Origin of the sequence: Bosea sp. OAE506 (genome assembly GCF_040546595.1) — a bacterium.
Taxonomy (GTDB): domain Bacteria; phylum Pseudomonadota; class Alphaproteobacteria; order Rhizobiales; family Beijerinckiaceae; genus Allobosea.
The window spans coordinates 4,553,997-4,571,344 of sequence record NZ_JBEPOB010000001.1 but is presented as its reverse complement, the minus strand read 5'-3'; the positions used below and the strand labels follow the sequence as shown (position 1 = coordinate 4,571,344).

General features: G+C 68.2%; 15 protein-coding genes. 8 read left to right on the top strand and 7 right to left on the bottom strand.

Features of this window, described 5'->3' with window-relative positions; translation table 11 throughout:
• Window positions 1–94: 94 nt before the first annotated feature.
• The 3 genes from ABIE41_RS22205 to ABIE41_RS22195 form a co-directional block, all read right to left on the bottom strand.
• A complete protein-coding gene (locus tag ABIE41_RS22205; RefSeq protein WP_192642389.1) occupies window positions 95–352 on the bottom strand; it encodes an exodeoxyribonuclease VII small subunit in 258 nt (85 codons plus the stop codon).
• Window positions 353–420: 68 nt separating this feature from the next.
• Complete coding sequence (locus ABIE41_RS22200) at window positions 421–888, bottom strand: Lrp/AsnC family transcriptional regulator (RefSeq protein ID WP_069054388.1); 468 nt, start codon at window positions 886–888, stop codon at window positions 421–423.
• Window positions 889–1,034: 146 nt separating this feature from the next.
• Window positions 1,035–1,547, bottom strand: coding sequence for a tyrosine phosphatase family protein (locus ABIE41_RS22195; protein WP_192642388.1), 513 nt, complete (start codon window positions 1,545–1,547; stop codon window positions 1,035–1,037).
• Between the two features lie 152 nt (window positions 1,548–1,699).
• Here ABIE41_RS22195 and ABIE41_RS22190 point away from each other — a divergent pair, with 152 nt between their 5' ends.
• Entirely contained in the window at window positions 1,700–2,263 is a 564-nt protein-coding gene (locus tag ABIE41_RS22190) for an acyl-CoA thioesterase (RefSeq protein ID WP_192642387.1), read from the top strand.
• A gap of 24 nt (window positions 2,264–2,287) precedes the next feature.
• Here ABIE41_RS22190 and ABIE41_RS22185 read toward each other — a convergent pair whose 3' ends face one another.
• Window positions 2,288–5,857, bottom strand: a complete 3,570-nt coding sequence (locus tag ABIE41_RS22185) for a NahK/ErcS family hybrid sensor histidine kinase/response regulator (RefSeq protein WP_192642386.1) — start codon at window positions 5,855–5,857, stop codon at window positions 2,288–2,290.
• A 158-nt stretch (window positions 5,858–6,015) separates the two neighbouring features.
• Here ABIE41_RS22185 and mscL point away from each other — a divergent pair, with 158 nt between their 5' ends.
• The 3 genes from mscL (at window position 6,016) to ABIE41_RS22170 (ending at window position 8,948) form a co-directional block, all read left to right on the top strand.
• Window positions 6,016–6,435 (top strand): large conductance mechanosensitive channel protein MscL, encoded by a 420-nt coding sequence (gene mscL / locus ABIE41_RS22180; RefSeq protein ID WP_192642385.1) that lies wholly within the window; start codon window positions 6,016–6,018, stop codon window positions 6,433–6,435.
• Window positions 6,436–6,555: 120 nt separating this feature from the next.
• The gene (locus tag ABIE41_RS22175) at window positions 6,556–7,746 is read left to right on the top strand and encodes a pyridoxal phosphate-dependent aminotransferase (RefSeq protein ID WP_192642384.1); all 1,191 of its coding nucleotides are present in this window, start codon (window positions 6,556–6,558) and stop codon (window positions 7,744–7,746) included.
• A 137-nt stretch (window positions 7,747–7,883) separates the two neighbouring features.
• Window positions 7,884–8,948, top strand: a complete 1,065-nt coding sequence (locus ABIE41_RS22170; protein WP_192642383.1) for an AbrB family transcriptional regulator — start codon at window positions 7,884–7,886, stop codon at window positions 8,946–8,948.
• Between the two features lie 22 nt (window positions 8,949–8,970).
• On the opposite strand, the gene ABIE41_RS22165 is transcribed toward ABIE41_RS22170, so the two are convergent.
• The 3 genes from ABIE41_RS22165 to ABIE41_RS22155 form a co-directional block, all read right to left on the bottom strand.
• On the bottom strand, window positions 8,971–10,560 hold the full coding sequence (locus tag ABIE41_RS22165; RefSeq protein ID WP_192642382.1) for an ABC transporter substrate-binding protein: 1,590 nt from the start codon (window positions 10,558–10,560) through the stop codon (window positions 8,971–8,973).
• 96 nt (window positions 10,561–10,656) lie between these two features.
• Window positions 10,657–11,598 carry an SMP-30/gluconolactonase/LRE family protein gene (locus ABIE41_RS22160; RefSeq protein ID WP_192642381.1) on the bottom strand — a complete coding sequence of 314 codons (942 nt, stop codon included), beginning with the start codon at window positions 11,596–11,598 and terminating at the stop codon, window positions 10,657–10,659.
• 43 nt (window positions 11,599–11,641) lie between these two features.
• Window positions 11,642–12,547: a LysR family transcriptional regulator gene (locus ABIE41_RS22155; protein WP_192642380.1), complete on the bottom strand. Its 906-nt coding sequence runs from the start codon at window positions 12,545–12,547 to the stop codon at window positions 11,642–11,644.
• Window positions 12,548–12,667: 120 nt separating this feature from the next.
• On the opposite strand from ABIE41_RS22155, the gene ABIE41_RS22150 reads away from it, so the two are divergent.
• The 4 genes from ABIE41_RS22150 (at window position 12,668) to glcF (ending at window position 17,288) form a co-directional block, all read left to right on the top strand.
• Window positions 12,668–14,104, top strand: coding sequence for an FAD-binding oxidoreductase (locus tag ABIE41_RS22150; RefSeq protein WP_192642379.1), 1,437 nt, complete (start codon window positions 12,668–12,670; stop codon window positions 14,102–14,104).
• A gap of 54 nt (window positions 14,105–14,158) precedes the next feature.
• Complete coding sequence (locus ABIE41_RS22145; protein WP_192642378.1) at window positions 14,159–14,443, top strand: GIY-YIG nuclease family protein; 285 nt, start codon at window positions 14,159–14,161, stop codon at window positions 14,441–14,443.
• Window positions 14,444–14,617: 174 nt separating this feature from the next.
• On the top strand, window positions 14,618–15,805 hold the full coding sequence (locus ABIE41_RS22140) for an FAD-binding protein (RefSeq protein WP_192642377.1): 1,188 nt from the start codon (window positions 14,618–14,620) through the stop codon (window positions 15,803–15,805).
• A gap of 106 nt (window positions 15,806–15,911) precedes the next feature.
• On the top strand, window positions 15,912–17,288 hold the full coding sequence (glcF, locus tag ABIE41_RS22135) for a glycolate oxidase subunit GlcF (protein ID WP_192642376.1): 1,377 nt from the start codon (window positions 15,912–15,914) through the stop codon (window positions 17,286–17,288).
• Window positions 17,289–17,348 lie beyond the last annotated feature (60 nt).

Genomic DNA, 17,348 nt, shown 5'->3' with positions numbered 1-17,348 from the left:
CTCGCCGGCCAGAGGGCAAGGTTGCCGCGGCGCGGCCCGTCGGTGTGAGAGCCCGACTGCGTTAGCGCGTCGTTTCGGGCGGGAGAAAGAGCGGCTACCGATCCACGTCGAGCGGGGCGGTGCCCGTCGGCTTGCCGTCGGCGGAGAGGGTGATCTTCTCGATGCGAGCCTCGGCCTGCTTCAGCAGCGCGTCGCAGCGCGACTTCAGCGCCTCGCCGCGCGTGTAGATCGCGATCGATTCCTCGAGCGGCACGTCGCCCCGCTCCAGCCGGGCGACGATATCCTCGAGCTGCTTCAGCGCTGCCTCGAAGGGCAGGGCGGCGACGTCGTCGTTGGAGATGGCTTCGCTCACGGCATGATTCCCGTTGTCGCGTCGCTTATCCGCCGGAGCGGCCCGGCCTGCAACCCCGGCCGGGCGGCTCAGACGGGAAGGGCCGAGCTCTTCTTGATCGAGCGCAGCGTCAGCGTCGACTGGACGCGGGTGACGCCCGGCAGCTGCGTGATGATGTCGGTGTGGATGCGCTCGAAGTCGGCGCTGTCGCGATAGATCACCCGCATCAGATAGTCATGCGCGCCGGCGAGCAGATGGCATTCGAGGATCTCGGGCAGGTTCTGCACCGCCTGCTCGAAGCCCTCCAGCGAGGCGCGGCCCTGCTGGTCGAGCGTCACGAAGACAAATGCGGTGCCCGGAAACCCCGCGATCTTGTCGTCGAGGATCATCGCATAGCCGCGGATCAGCCCGCTCTCCTCGAGCTGGCGCACCCGGCGCAGGCAGGCCGAGGGCGACAGATGCACCTTTTCGGCGAGATCGGAGTTCGTGATCCGGCCATCCGCCTGCAGGATCCGCAGGATGGCGCGGTCGCGTGAATCGAGTTCGATCGTGGTCATGATGCCCCTGGCTCCCCGGGCGGATGAATCCTGCGAAATTCGCCGGAGCGCAAGCAATCTTCTGCATCGATTTCAGCAGGACGGCGCTGCTTTCGACGTCAATCGCGTCCGGGCCGCACGAAGCTGCCGAGCCGCACGAGCCGTTTTCAATCCCATTTCAGCGCGAAAGGCGTGCCTTCGAACGCATCCGCGCCGCGCCCGATGCCGGCGATCGCCTCACGCATGCGCCCGTCGCGACCCAGCATCGCGTCGGCGATGGCGACGAGCCGGGCATTGGGCGTGGCCGAGGGCGAGGCCTGCCGCAGGCGGGCGGCGAGCTCGGCCTCGTCGCGCTCCGGAGCAAGCGCGCAGGCGGCGATGTAGGCCGCCGCGGTCGAGCGGCTGATCCCGGCCCAGCAATGGATCAGGATCGGCGCCGCGCGGTCCCAGCGTCGCGTGAAAGCCAGGAACCGCTCGACGTGGGCCTCGGCCGGCACGACATGGCCGTCCATCGGCGCGCTGATGTCGGACAAGCCGAGGAACAGGTGGTTGGCCTCCGCGATGCCGGCCGGGCGCTCCACCACCGTGCCGACATTGATCAGCGTCACGAGATGGCTGGGCCGCACGGCGGCGACGGTCTCGTTGAGCTTCGACAGCGGGGAGACATGCAGGCTCGGCATCGGTCGGCGTCCTGTTCGGGGGCGTGTGCAGCGCATAATCCAGCGGGGAGCTGCCGTCATCCCGGCCGCCGCCCGGGGGCATGATCGTTTACATATGAACTATGGCTCGCTACAACCGCGCAGTCCGGAGGCTTCCCTCTCGCGAGTGCGTCATGAATCTCTGGTTCCGCCTCATCTGGCTCCTCGTCACGAGCCCCTTCCGCCCCCGGTTGGAACCGCTGGCGGAGCCCTCGCGGCTCTCCTTCCGCGTCTGGCTTCATGACCTCGACACCTCGCTGCACATGAACAACGGCCGTTACTGGTCGCTGATGGATCTCGGCCGCACCGATGTGATGCTGCGCACGGGGTTGTGGCGGGCCGTGCTGCGCCACCGCTGGGTGCCGGTGGTCAATGGCGGCATGATTCGCTTCCGCCGGGAGCTGCGCGCCTTCCAGCGCTTTCGCCTGGATACCGAGATCCTGTGCTGGACACAGAGCTGGCTGGTGATCGAGCACCGCCTCGTGACCCGCGGCAAGGACGGCACCGAGACCATCGCGGCTCATGCGCTGGTCCGGGTCGCGCTCTATGACCGCTCGGAGCGAGCCTACGTGCCTGTCGCGCGCCTGATGAGCGAGATCGGGACGCAGGCGGAAAGCCCGCCGCCGCGGCCGGATGTCACCGCCTTCCTCGCCGCGGAAGATGCAATGCGCAGCACCGCTGCTGGCCCCGCGACCTGAACCGCCCCTCCAGCGCCCGGCGGCTCACTCCGCCGCGAACCGCGTCGTCCGCCACTGCGCCAGCAGCGCCCGCAGCGCTCCGGGCTTCAGCGGCTTGTTGAGCAGGTGGACGTCGAGCGCCGCGGCGGCCTCGCGCACGGTCGGCGAGCGGTCGGCCGTCAGCAGGATAGCCGGCAGAGGCAGGCGCGAGCGCTCGCGCACGGTGCTGATCGCCGTCAGGCCATTGCCATGGTCGAGATGATAGTCGGCGATCACGACGTCGGGCGCGCTGCGCTTCTGCAGGGCGAGCGCCGCGTCGAGGCCCGCTGCGGTCGCGACCTGGCAGCCCCAGCCCTCCAGCAGCCGCTTCATCCCGTCGAGGATCGCGGGCTCATTGTCGATCACCAGCAGCCGCAGCCCCGCGAGCTGGCCGGCTGGCGCCGGGCGCGGGGTCGTGTTGGTGCTCATCTCGGGCAGAGGCGAGGCGCGCGGCACCAGCACGGCGAAGCGGCTGCCGCGGCCGGGCAGCGAATCGAGCGTCAGCCGATGGTCGAGCGTGCGCGCGATGCGCTGGACGATCGACAGGCCCAGCCCGAGCCCGCGCGCGACCTTCGCGCCCTGGTCGAGCCGCTGGAACTCGCGGAAGACGGTCTTCTGCTTGCCCTGCGGGATGCCCAGCCCGGTATCGAGCACCTCGACCGAAACCTGCCCGGCGCGCCGGCGGAAGCCGATCAGCACCTTGCCGCTGGGCGTGTATTTGATCGCGTTGGAGACGAGATTCTGCAGCAGGCGCCGCAGCAGCCGCCGGTCCGAGCGGACGGCGAGGCTCGTCGGCATAAAGACGAGCTTGAGGCCCTTCTCCTGGGCGCTCGGCTCGAATTCGCGCTGGAGCTGGCGCATCAGCTCGTCCAGCCGGAAGGCGGTGATCTCAGGTTTCATCGCCCCGCCGTCGAGCCGCGAGATCTCGAGCAGCGCCGTCAGGATCTCCTCGACTGCGTCGAGCGAGGCGTCGATATTCTCGGCGAGATCGGGGCTGCCGGCCGCGCGGTCGCGCTCCACCAGCGAGGTCGCGTAGAGCCGCGCGGCGTTGAGCGGCTGCAGGATGTCGTGGCTGGCGGCGGCGAGAAAGCGCGTCTTCGAGGCGTTGGCCTCCTCGGCCTCCGCCTTGGCGCGCTGCAGCTCGGCATTGACGCGCAGGATTTCCTCGGTGCGCTCGACGACGCGCCGCTCCAGGCTCTCATTGGTGCGCTCGAGTTCCTCCTGCGCCGCCACAGCCTCGGTGATGTCGGTATAGGTCGTGACGAAGCCGCCATCGGGCAGCGGGTTGGTGCGGATCTCGATGACCTTCTTGGACGGGTACAGCTTCAGCCGGACCGGCTCGCGGTCGCGCACGAAGCTCTGCAGCCGCGCCGCCATCAGCTCGTCCTGCTGGCCGTCGCCATAGGCGCCGCGGGCGGCGTTGTAGCGCACGATCTCGTCGAGCCCCGTCCCGAAGCGCACCATCGAGGAGGGCAGGTCGTAGAGCTGGATGAAGGCCTGGTTCCAGGCCAGCAGGCGCAGGTCGCGGTCGAGCACGGTGATGCCCTGGCCGGCATGGTCGAGCCCGTGCTGGAGGATGTCGCGGTTGTACTGCAGCGCCGCGGACGCATCGTCGAGCAGCTTGAAGGCGGCTTCGGTGGTGAGGTTGCGCCGCCGCAGCAGCAGCGACAGCACGAGCCGCGAGGACGCGGCGCCGATGGCCGACGAGAGCAGATGTTCGCCGAAGCGCAGCAGGTGAATGTCGGCATCCCGCGTCGGATGGGATTGCTCGCCGCGGCTGCTGGCGAAACCCTCGAAGGCGCGCTGCGTCCGCTCCTGGCCGAGATAGCGCCCGATGGTCGACTGCAGTTCCGATTCGGTGACGCTGGAGCGCCAAAGCGAGAAGGACTGCGCCATCGTCGCGCGATCCGATTCGACGAAGGCGTTGGCCTGCAGGCGTTCCATCGCGGTCGCCGGCCGTAGCAGCGAGAAGCCGATATAGGCGAGCAGGTTCAGCCCCAGGCTCCAGAACACGCCATGCGGCAGCGGCGGCAGATCGAGCCCGAACAGCGCCTCCGGCCGCAGGGCGGCGTGGCCGAGCGGTCCGTTCGCCACGACATCCGCCCAGAAGCTGCCCGGCTTCACCAGGCTCGGCATCAGCAGCGTGTAGGCCCAGGTGGCGATGCCGACGATCAGCCCGGCCGCCGCGCCCAACGCCGTGCCGCGCCGCCAGAGCAGGCCGCCGAAGAAGGCCGGCGCGATCTGCGCCGTCGCGGCGAAGGAGAGCAGGCCGATCGCCACCAGCGCCTGCTCGCCGGCCGCTCGATAATAGGCGTAGCCGAGCAGGATGACGCAGAGGATGGCGACGCGCCGGATGATCACGACCTGCGAGCCGAGATCGCCGCCCGTCGTGCCGTGGCGCACCGTCTTCGTCTCGCCGGCGGTTGCTGACCCCGCCGGGTCGCTCAGGGCCCGCCGGCCACGCAGCAGCACCGGCATGACGAGGTGGTTGGAGATCATGATCGCCAGCGCGACGGAGGCGACGATCACCATCGCGGTTGCCGCCGAGAGCCCGCCGACGAAGACCAGTAGCGCGATCAGCCCGGCTTCCTTCTGCAGCGGCAGCAGCAGCACGGTCATGTCGCGGTCGATGCCGGCGCCCGGCATCAGCAACTCGCCCGCCATCGCCAGCGGCAGGACGAAGAGATTGATCAGGATCAGGTAGAGCGGGAACATCCAGGCCGCGCGGCGGACATCGGCTGCATCGCGGTTCTCGACGATGGTCATGTGGAACTGCCGGGCCAGCAGCAGCGCGGCGCAGGAGGAGAGCAGCGTCAGCGTCAGGAAGGTCGGCCAGTTCGACGTCCGCTCCCAGATCGGGGGCGCGCCACCCGGCAGATGGGCGGCCTGAGCGAACAAATCACTCGCACCGTCATAGAGCCCGTAGACGACGAACACGCCGAGCACGAGGAAAGCCACGAGCTTCACCAGCGATTCGACCGCGATTGCCAGCACCAGCCCGTCCTGGTGCTCGGTGGCATCGATATGGCGGGTGCCGAAGGCGCAGGCGAAACCGGCGAGCACCATCGCCACCAGGAAGGCGAGGTCGGTCAGCACCGGCGCATCGGCCGCCGCCGGCCGCCCGCCCGTCGCCGCGAGCAGCACCGAGAGCGAACTCGCCACCGCCTTGAGCTGAAGCGCGATGTAGGGCAGGGCGCCGATCACGGCGACGAGGCAGACCAGTGCCGCAACACGCTCGCTCTTGCCGTAGCGCGCGCCGACGAAATCCGCGATCGAGGTGATGTTCTGGGATTTGGCGATGCCCACGATCCGCCCGACGAAGCGGTGGCCGAAGCCGATCACCAGGATTGGCCCGACATAGATCCCGAGGAAATCGAGCCCCGCGCGGCCCGCGAAGCCGACCGATCCGTAGAAGGTCCAGGAGGTGCAGTAGACGCCCAGCGCCAGCGCGTAGATCGTCGCCCGGGCGCGGCCGCCGACGAGGCGCCGGCCCGAGGTGTCGGCCGCATGCGCGATCGCGAAGAGCGCGCAGAGATAGGCCAGCGCGACCAGGACCACGGACCAGGCGGGGATCATTCTGCCTCCATCGCAGCCGTGTCACCGACCAAACCTTAGAGGACGGGCACGCGCGGAGGAAACAGGTTTCCACCTGACCCCAACTTCCTCTAGCGTCACCCCCGCACATCAGGCGGCACGACAGAATCGGCCGCTCCACATCGAAAGGGGGCCGAGGAATGCTCGAGGAATTCAAGAAATTCGCGCTGAAGGGGAACGTCGTCGATCTCGCCATCGGCGTGATCATCGGCGCCGCCTTCGGCAGGATCGTCGATTCGCTGGTCAACGACATCATCATGCCGTTCATCGGCGCGCTCGGCGGGGTCGATTTCTCGAACTATTTCATCGGTCTCAACAGCGGCATCACCGCCACGACGCTGGCCGAGGCCCGCAAGCAGGGCGCGGTGCTGGCCTATGGCAACTTCATCACCATCGCCGTGAACTTCATGATCATCGCCTTCGTCCTCTTCCTCGTGGTCAAGGCGATCAACAAGCTGCAGAAGTCGCAGAAGGAGGAGCCCAAGGCGCCCCCCGCACCGGCCGAGGACGTCGTGCTGCTCGGCGAGATCCGCGATCTGCTGAAGCAGAAGAGCGTCTGAGCCGACCGATCGGCCGCGGTGACTCATCACTGCGGCCGATCGGGTCGATCTCGCGTTTTCATGCCGGGCGCCCGCGCAATCGGCTAAACATGCCTCTCCACACTCGCGAGGTCCTGCCCGATGTCGACCGTCACGCCTGCGGGCGCCAGCCTGCTGTCGTCGCTGCGCCCCGAGGCGCGCCATGCTCCCGAAAGCGGCATCGTCGAGGTCGTCAACCACGGCCGGATGAAGGAAGGGCTGATCCCGCTCTGGGTCGGCGAGGGCGACCTGCCGACGCCGGACTTCATCGCCCGGGCAGCCAACGCCTCGCTGGCGGCCGGAGAAACCTTCTACACCTGGCAGCGCGGCATCCCCGATCTGCGTGAGGCCTTGGCGCGCTATCACACGGCGCTCTATGGCCGGCCCTTCTCGATGGATTCCTTCTTTATCACCGGCTCGGGCATGCAGGCGGTACAGATCGTCGTGCGGATGGTCACCGGCCCCGGCGACGAGGTCGTCATTCCCACGCCGGCCTGGCCGAATGTCGGCGCCGCGATCGGCGTTGCGGGAGCGATCCCGGTCAATGTGCCGATGGACTATGTCCAGGGCCGCTTCTCGCTCGATCTTGGCCGGCTGGCCGCCGCCATCACCCCGAAGACGCGCGCCATCGCCATCAACTCGCCCGCCAACCCGACCGGGTGGACGGCCACGAAGGACGAACTGGCGGCCATCCTCGCGCTCGCCCGCCGGCATGGCCTCTGGATCATCGCCGACGAGATCTATGCCCGCTTCGTCTATGACGGCTCGGCCCGCGCGGCCTCCTTCCACGACGTGATGGATCCGGAAGACCGCGTCCTGTTCGTCCAGACCTTCTCGAAGAACTGGGCCATGACGGGCTGGCGCATCGGCTGGATCGAGGCCCCGCCGGCCTTCGGCCAGGTGATCGAGAACCTGATCCAGTATGCGACCTCGGGCTCCCCGGTCTTCGTCCAGCGGGCCGCCATCGCCGCGCTCGACGAGGGCGAGCCCTTCGTCGCCGAGCAGATCGCCCGCGCCACGGAAGGCCGCCGGATCATCGCGGAAGGGCTGAAGGCGACCAATCGGGTCACCTTGTCCCCGCCCGACGGGGCCCTCTACCAGTTCTTCTCGGTGGATGGCTGGGAGGACAGCCGGGCGCTCGCCATCGATCTGGTCGATCGCGCCAATGTCGGTCTCGCGCCCGGAACCGCCTTCGGCCCCGGCGGCGAGACGGGCCTGCGGCTCTGCTTCGCCCGCAAGGCATCGGACCTGGTCGAGACGGTCGCGAGGCTGCAGCGGGCTCTCGCCGGCTGAGCCGGGCGCGGCGGAGCGCCGGGGCAGGCCCGGCGCGCATGACGGCCGTGCGCTGCGTGGGCCGCCCACCAAATTGACCCCGGCGCGGCCTCTCGCCATGACAGTCATGCTGCATTGCAGCAGCGCGGCGGGGCATCATGGCGCAACCGGGGCATTCTTCGACGACGCTGACGGTCCTGTCCCGCGAAGCGGTCGTCATCGCCATCGCCGCCATCGGCGGGGCGCTGTTTTCGCTTCTGGGGGCACCGGCCGCCTGGTTGTCCGGCGCCATGATCCTGAGTGCGCTGGTTGCGTTCGTGCGACCCCTGCCGACGCTGCGCCGCTCCTGGTTCGATTCCACCGTGCTGCTCTCGGGCACGATCATCGGCGCGTCCGCCACCCCGGAAGCGCTGGCCGCAGCCGTGCGCTATCCGGCCTCCCTGATCGTCCTGCTCTTCGCCATGGCCGGCATCATGGCCGCCACCGGCGCCTATCTGCGCTATGTCGCCCGCTGGACCTGGCTGGATGCGCTGCTTGCGGCGGCGCCCGGCGCCCTGGCGACGGTGCTGGCGGTGGCCCAGTCGAAAGGCGCCAATATCGGCCGCATCTCGGTGGTCCAGCTGTTTCGCCTGCTCGTTCTGGTCGCGCTGCTGCCCAGCCTGATGCAGTTGACGGGACTTCATCCCGACGTTCCGGCGCCGCCGGCGAAGATCCTCGATGCCTGGACGATGCTGCTGCTGCTGCTCGCCGGATTCGGCGTCGGGCTCGTGCTCGACCGCATTGGCGTCGCAGCACCGATGATGTTCGGCGCGACGCTCGCCAGCGCCGTGGCGCATGGCACCGGCCTCGTCGAGGGCAGCCTGCCGCCGGCGGTGCAGATCGCGGTTCTGGTGATGCTCGGTTCGACGATGGGCGGACGCATCGGCGGCATTCCGCGGCGCGAGCTTTTGGGCCTGTTTCCGCTGGCCGCGGGCGGGTTGCTCGTCTCGCTCGGCGTCGCCTTCGCCTTCGCCTGGCCGGCGGCGCTGCTCGCCGGCGTGTCCTATGCCGATTCGATGACCGCCTTCGCTCCCGGCGGGCTGGAGGCCATGGCGATGCTCGCCTTCGCGATGGGGCTCGACACGCTCTATGTCGGGTCCCACCACCTGATGCGCTTCCTGATCATCGGCTTCGCGATGCCGTTCCTGCTCGACCGGGTCGGCAACCGCCCGCCGGAGCGCTGAGGCCCCGGCGGGTGGCTTAGGCTCAGTCGACGCCGATCGTCGTCAGGTCCTGGAACCAGTGCTGGGCCAGCACGAACTTCTTCACCTTCGGCGAGAGCGCATGCGGGTTGGTGTCGTGCACGACCCAGCCGAGCACCGCGTCGTCGACGATCAGGCTGTGCGCCTTGGCGAGCAGCTCGTCCTGCTTGGCGACGTCGAAGCTCTTGGCAGCCTCGTCGAGCAGGGCGTCCACCGCCGGGCTCGACCACGTCCCCCAGTTCACGCCGACGGGCGCGACCTGGCTGGAATGGAAGAAGCGGATGATCGCGTAGAGCGGGTCCGACGTAACATAGGCGATGTTGTTGGAGGAGACGTCGGCGTTCATCTCGTCCTTCGCGCCCTTGCGCCAGCGCGTGTAGAGCACCTCGAGCTCGACGACCTTGAACCCGATCTCGATGCCGACATCCTTGAGGTTCTGCTGGATGAACTCGTTCATCGGCAGCGACTGCATCTGGCCCGAACCGCCCTGGGCGATGACGAAGGTGGTCTTGAGCGGCTTCTGCTTGGAATAGCCGGCCTCGGCGAGCAGCTTCTTGGCGGCCTCCGGATCGTACTTGATCTGGAAGGTGGGCTTGCCGAACCAGGGGCTGGTCGGGTCGACCTGCCCGATCGCCGGGCGCGCGAGCCCGTTCAGCAGGGCGACGATGCCCTCGCGGTCGATGGCGAGGTTGAGCGCCTTGCGCAGCCGCACATCGGCCCAGGGCGAGCCCGGCGCCACCGACAGATGGTAGTTCCAGACATGCGGCGTGACGTTCTCGACGATCCGCATCTTGGCCGACTTCAGCTGCGGCACGGTATCGGGCGCCGGCGTCTCGATCATGTCGACCTGGCCGGTGATCAGCGCGTTGGTGCGCGCGAGAACCTCCGGCATCGGCAGCAGGATCAGCCGGTCGACCTTGGCGAGGCGCTTCTTGTCCCAGTAGTCCGCGTTCTTGACCAGTTCGGCGCGCTCGCGCGGCACGAACTTGTCGAGCTTGAACGGGCCGGTGCCCGAGGGCGTCATCGCGAACTTGTCCCAGTCCTTGCCGACCTTCTCGTATTGCGCGGGCGAGGACACCAGGAACCAGAGCATCTGGTAGGGGAAGAAGGAATCGACCGCCTTGGTGGTGATCTCGACCGTCTTGGCGTCGACGACGCGGTAGCTCGCCACCGACGGCAGCCGCGGCTTCACCTGCGCGGCCTGGCGGCGGTCGTAATGCGGCGCCTTCTCATCCAGCACCTTGTCGAGGTTCCAGACCACGGCGGCGGCGTCCAGCGCCGAGCCGTCATGGAACTTGACGCCGTCGCGCAGGGTGAACAGCCACTTCTTTTGGTCGCTCGGATCGACCTTCCACTCGGTGGCTAGCCCCGGCATCAGCTTTCCGGGCCGGTCGGCGACATCCATCTCCCAGGCCACGAGCGGGTCGTAGATGGTGTAGCCGGTGAATTTGTAGGCGCCCGCGCCGCGATCGGGCTGGCCCGAGGTCAGCGGGATGTCGGCGAGCGAAATGCCGTAACGCACCACGGATTCGGCCCGTGCGCCGCTGGCGAGCGAAAGGGCGATGGCGGCCGACAATGCCAATCGTTTCAACATGCATGCATCTCCGGAGGGAAAGGTGCATGCAGTTCAGCAAGCTGTGTGCCACAGCCGGCGCCCTCGCGAACATGTCATCGCGAGGGCTTCGTCAGGTCAGCGGTCGCCGGGCCATACGGCCCCGTTCGTGTTGGTCATCACGGCATAGAGCGAGCTGGTGCCGCAGATGAACAGGCGGTTGAGCCGCGGCCCGCCCCAGCAGACATTGGCGACGACCTCGGGGATCGCGATCTTGCCGATCAGCGTCCCATCCGGGTCGTAGATGTGCACGCCGTCGGCGGCGCTGGTCCAGATCCGGCCCTCGATATCGAGCCGGAAGCCGTCGAACAGGCCGGCCGTGCAGGTGGCGAAGACGTGCGAGCCGGTCAGACGCGTGCCGTCGGCACAGACCTCGCAGGCGCGGATATGGCGCGGCCCATGGACCGGATCGTGGCTGGCGCCGGTGTCGGCGATGTAGAGGATGCGCTCGTCGGGCGAGAAGGCCAGCCCGTTCGGCTTGACGAAATCATCCGCGACGATGGTCAGCGCCCCGCTTGCTCCGTCGATCCGGTAGACGTTGCAAGCGCCGATCTCGCTCTCGGCCTTGTTGCCCTCATAGTCGCTGAGGATGCCGTAATCGGGGTCGGTGAACCAGATCGACCCGTCCGACTTGACCACGACATCGTTGGGCGAGTTCAGCCGCTTTCCCCGCCAATGGCTGGCGAGAACGGTCGTCGAACCGTCAGGCTCGGTGCGCGTCACCTGCCGCCCGCCATGCTCGCAGGTGACGAGCCGGCCTTCGGCGTCGACCGTGTTGCCGTTGCTGTTGCGCGCCGGCTGCCGGAACACGCTCGTCTGCCCACTCATCGCGTCGAAGCGCATCATCCGGTCGTTGGGGATGTCGGAGAAGACCAGCGTGTTGTGCGCCCGGAACCAGGCCGGCCCCTCCGCCCAGCGCGAGCCGGTCCAAAGCCGCTCGACACGCGCCGAGCCGGGGATGACGCGGTGGAAGCGGGGATCGAGCACGGTCGAGCCCGTGCCTTCGAGAATGCCGAACATCGATTCTGTCTCCACCTTGGGGGGCGATGGGCCCATCTCACGATTACAGCGTCAGCCCGGCGTCCCAATAGGGCGTCTGGCCATAGAGCTCGCCGAGATAATCAACGAAGGCGCGCACCTTCTGCTCCATGTGCCGGCGGCTCGGATAGACCGCGTGGATGGCGACGCGGCTGCCGACCGAATAGGCCGGCAGCACCCGCTGCAGAGCCCCCGATTTCAGCTCCGGCCCGACATCCCAGGTCGAGCGCAGCGCGATGCCGAGCCCCGCCAGCAGCGCCTCGCGCACGACCTCGCTGGAATTCGTCCGCAATGGGCCGGCCACGCGCACCGTGACCGGCCCGGCGGGGCCATCCAGCTTCCAGTGGTCGGTGTTATGGGCGATCAGCGTGTGGCGCGAGAGGTCCTCGATCGTGGCCGGAACGCCCGCCGTGGCGAGATAGCCCGGCGTCGCGCAGAGCACGCGGTGGTTCGGCGCCAGCCGCTTCGCGACCAGGCTCGAATCCCTGAGATCGGCGATGCGGATGGCGAGATCGAAGCCCTCGCCGACGATGTCGATGAAGCCGTCGCCGAGCACGAGTTCGACGCTGACCAGCGGATGTGCGTCGAGGAAGGGCTTCAGATGGGGCGCGATGTGCAGCCGCCCGAAGGAGGTCGGCGCCGAAACGCGCAGCGTGCCGCGCGCCTGTCCAGCCCCGCTGGCGACCCAGGCCTCCGCGTCCTCGATCGAGGACAGGATCGAGACCACGCGCTCATAGAAGCCTTGTCCGGCCTCGGTCAGTGACAACTGCCGGGTCGTGCGCTGCAGCAGCCGCACGCCCAGCCGCTCCTCGAGCCGGCGGATGCGCTTGGAGATGACGGCCGGCGACAGGTTGAGCTGCCGCCCGGCCGCCGACATGCTGCGTGCCGTGACGACATGGGCGAAGACGTCGAGGTCACCGAACCGGTCCATGGCTGCACAGATCCCCCGTCGATTTTTTCGACTGTGGAAAAGATCATGCGCGTCGGTCGCACTGCAAGTCGTTTCGAATTGGTCTAGGCTGCGTGCCGTTCGCCCCGGGGAGACCGCATCATGTCCGCCATCGCCTTTCCGCTGCCCGATCCGGGCATCTTGGCGCGCCGCGAGGAGATCGTCGCCGGCCTCGCCCGGCTGGTCGCGCCCGCCGCGCTGATCACCGCCGAGGATGAGCGCCGCCCCTATGAGACGGACGCGCTGACCGCCTATCGCCGCCTGCCGCTGGCGGTCGTGCTGCCCTCGACGACGCAAGAAGTCGCGGCGGTGCTGAAATTCTGCGGCGAGCAGGGCGTGCCGGTGGTGCCGCGCGGTGCGGGCACCTCGCTCGCCGGCGGCGCGATCCCGCAGGAGGATGCTGTCGTCATCGGCGTCTCCAAAATGAACCGCATCCTCGCCATCGACTACGCCAACCGCACCGCGAAGGTGCAGGCCGGCGTCACCAATCTCGCCGTCACCGGCGAGGTCTCGGCCGAGGGCTTCTTCTATGCGCCCGACCCGTCCTCCCAGCTCGCCTGCTCGATCGGCGGCAATATCGGCATGAACTCCGGCGGGGCGCACTGCCTGAAATACGGCGTCACCACCAACAATGTGCTGGGCGTCACCATGGTGTTGCTCGATGGCAGCATCGTGGAGGTCGGCGGCGCCCATCTCGATGCCGCCGGCTACGACATCCTCGGCCTGATCAACGGCTCCGAAGGCCAGCTCGGCATCATCACCGAGGCGACGGTGCGCATCCTGCGCGCGGCGGAGGGCGCCAGGCCCGTGCTGTTCGGCTTCCCGACCAGCGAGCAGGCCGGTGCGGCGGTCGCTGCCATCATCGGCGCGGGCATCATCCCCGTGGCGATGGAGTTCATGGACAAGCCCGCCATCGAGATCTGCGAGGCCTTCGCCCATGCCGGCTACCCGATGGATGTCGAGGCGCTGCTGATCATCGAGGTCGAGGGCTCGGACATCGAGATGGACGCCCAGCTCGCCCGCATCGTCACGATTGCCCGCGAGCACGGCGTCAAGACGGTGAAGGAGAGCAAGTCTGCGATGGAGGCAGCCGCGATCTGGAAAGGCCGCAAATCCGCCTTCGGCGCCACCGGCCGCATCGCCGACTATATCTGCATGGACGGCACCATCCCCACCGGCCAGCTGCCTTATGTGCTGCGCCGCATGGCCGAGATCGTGAAGGGCTATGGCCTGCGCGTCGCCAATGTCTTCCATGCCGGCGACGGCAATCTCCACCCGCTGATCCTCTACAACTGCAACGACCCCATCGAGGCGCAGAAGGCGGAGGATGCCGGCATGGACATCCTCAAGCTCTGCGTCGAGGTCGGCGGCTGCCTGACCGGCGAGCACGGTGTCGGCATCGAGAAGCGTGACCTGATGACCTTCCAGTTCAACCCCGAGGATCTGAACCAGCAGATGCGGGTGAGGGCGGTGTTCGACCAGCGCTGGCTGCTCAACCCGGCGAAGGTGTTTCCGCTGGAAGGGCGGGTGGCGGCCTAATTGTCTTTCCGGGGCTCGCGAAGCGAGAACCCGGAACCGACGACCGGGTGAGAGATGGCCTACTTCCTCTATCTCATGGCTAGCAAACGAAGCGGCACGCTGTATCTCGGCGTCACCAACGATCTCGCCAGGCGAATCCATGAGCACAAGGCGAAGCAGAACGCCGGTTTCACGAGCCGTTACGATGTCGATCGTCTGGTCTGGTACGAAGAGTTCGCAGACATCCGGGATGCCATCGACCGCGAGAAGGTGTTGAAGAAGTGGCGCAGGGCTTGGAAGATCAAGTTGATCGAGGACATGAACCCCGAATGGAAAGATCTCTATGAAGGGCTCGCTTGAGGGGCATCGTGCCACCCTGTCATTCCGGGGCGGCCCTCTGGGCCGAACCCGGAACCCACGACTGGTTGAAATTTGTTTGATCGTCCGCGTTCGCGCGGAATGCGACGCCGCTCGCCCGGTCGTGGGTTCCGGGTTCTTCGCTGCGCGAAGCCCCGGAAAGACAGGAGGGCGCGAATGACCCTCCACATCCCCACCACCGAGGCGCAGGCCTGCGCCGTCGTGAAATCGGTCATCGACAGCGGCGTTCCCCTGTCGATCGGCGGCGGCGGCACGCGGGCCGGGCTCGGCCGCCCGACGCAGACGCAGAGCACGCTCTCCAGCGCCGGCCTTACCGGCATCACGCTCTATGAGCCGGCCGAAATGGTCATCGCCGCGCGCGCCGGCACACCGCTGGCCGAGGTCGAGCGCACTTTGGCCGATCGCGGCCAGATGCTGCCCTTCGAGCCGATGGACCACCGCGCGCTGCTAGGCAGCGAAGGCGAGCCGACCATCGGCGCCGTCGCGGCCGGCAACATCTCCGGCCCGCGCCGGATCAATGCCGGCGCGGCGCGCGATTCCCTCATCGGCATCCGGCTGGTGAACGGTCGCGGCGAGGCGATCAAATCCGGCGGTCGGGTGATGAAGAACGTCACCGGGCTCGACCTGGTGAAGCTCGTGGCCGGCAGCTACGGCACGCTCGGCTTCCTCACCGAGGTCACCTTCCGCGTGCTGCCGAGGCCGGAGCGCATCCTGACGCTGGCCTGGCGCGGCCTCTCGGACGAGGCGGCGGTCGCGCTGCTCTGCACCGCGCTCGGCTCGCCCTATGAGCCCTTCGCCGCCGCGCATCTGCCGGCCGGTATGGGTGCCGAGCAGCCCCGCACGCTGCTGCGGCTGGAGAACTTCTCCGACTCGATCGACTATCGCAGCCGCGAGCTGATCGCGCTGCTGGCGGTCCATGGCACCCCCGAGCGGATCGAGGGGCAGGATACGGTCGAACTCTGGCGCGATGTCCGCGACGCCCGCGTCTTCGCCGGCACGGAGGAGGCGGTCTGGCGGCTCTCGCTTGCACCGACAGACGGCCCGAAGGCGACGGCGGCCATCGCGGCGCGGGTGCCGGGCGCGCGCTGGTTCTACGACTGGGGCGGTGGGCTGGTCTGGCTCGCGGTCCCCGCCGGTGAGGATGCCGCCGCGAGCGCCATCCGTGCCGCGGTCAGGCCGCTGGGCGGCCATGCCACGCTGGTGCGTGCCCCGGCCGCGATCCGCGCGAGCGTGCCGGTGTTCGAGCCGCTGGCTGAGCCGCTGATGCGGGTGACGGCGGGCATCAAGACGAGCTTCGATCCGGCGGGCATCTTCGAGCCCGGCCGGATGTATGCAGGGGTGTGACGTGCGCCGTCATTCTCGGGCGGAGCGAAGCGCAGACCCGAGAATATCTCGGGAGGAGATGCTCGGGGCAAGCCCGAGCATGACGGGCAGGCGAAACGGATAGACCATGCAAACCAATTTCAGCCCTGCCCATCTCGCCTCGGACCCCAGGCTTCCGGCCTCGGAAAAGATCCTGCGGACCTGCGTGCATTGCGGTTTCTGCACCGCGACCTGCCCGACCTATCTTCTGCTCGGCGACGAGCTCGATAGCCCCCGTGGGCGCATCTATCTGATCAAGGACATGCTGGAGAACGGCAAGCCTGCGACCGAAGAGGTCGTGAAGCATGTCGATCGCTGCCTCTCCTGCCTCTCCTGCATGTCGACCTGCCCGTCCGGCGTGAACTACATGCACCTCGTCGATCATGCCCGCGCCCATATCGAGGAGACCTATGAGCGCTCCTGGCACGACAATCTGCTGCGGCGCGTACTCGGCGCGATCCTGCCCTATCCCGGCCGCTTCCGGGTCGCGATGCTCGGCGCAATGTTGGCGAAGCCTCTGGAACCGGCGCTCGGCGCCCTGCCGCTGGTGGGCGCGCGGCTGAAGGCGATGCTGGCGCTGGCGCCCTCCAAATTGCCCTCCCGCTCGCCGATGGAGGGGCCGCAGACATTCGCCCCCGCCGCCGCGCCTGCGGGCAAGCGTGTCGCCATCCTCTCCGGCTGCGCCCAGCCGGTGCTCGACCCCGCCATCAACGAGGCGACGATCCGGCTTCTGACGCGGCACGGCGTCGAGGTCGTGCTGCCGAAGGGCGAGGGCTGCTGCGGCGCGCTCGTCCACCATATGGGCCGCGAGCACGACGCCCACGCATTTGCCCGCGCCAACATCGATGCCTGGACCGCCGAGATCGAGGGCAAGGGGCTCGACGCCATCCTGATCACCACGTCCGGCTGCGGCACGACGATAAAGGATTACGGCTTCATGTTCCGCAACGAGCCGGCCTATGCCGCCAAGGCGGAGCGGGTTTCGGCGCTGGCCAAGGACGTCACGGAGTTCGTCGCGACGCTCGACCTCGTGCCCGTCCGGGATATGGCCATACTGATCGCCTATCACTCGGCCTGCTCGATGCAGCATGGCCAGCAGCTCAAGGACGGGCCCAAGCGCCTGCTCTCGGGCGTCGGATTCGCAGTGAAGGAGGCGCCGGAGGGCCACATCTGCTGCGGCTCGGCCGGTGTCTACAACATCCTCCAGCCGGAGATCGCGGGCCAGCTGCGCGAGCGCAAGGTCGGCAACATCCAGAAGACCAAGCCAATGCTTGTCGCCACCGGCAATATCGGCTGCATGACCCAGATAGCCAAGGGCTTCGCCGACCGCGGCGCCACCACCCCGGTGGTCCACACTGCCGAACTGCTCGACTGGGCGACGGGAGGGCCGCTGCCAGAGAAACTGGCGCAGGCCGGGTTCGCAGATCGCCCGCTGCGGGAGGTGGCGCGGGTGGCGGCGGAATAGACACGCACGTCATGCTCGGGCTTGACCCGAGCATCTCAGTCCGAGGGAGGCTCCCGCGCT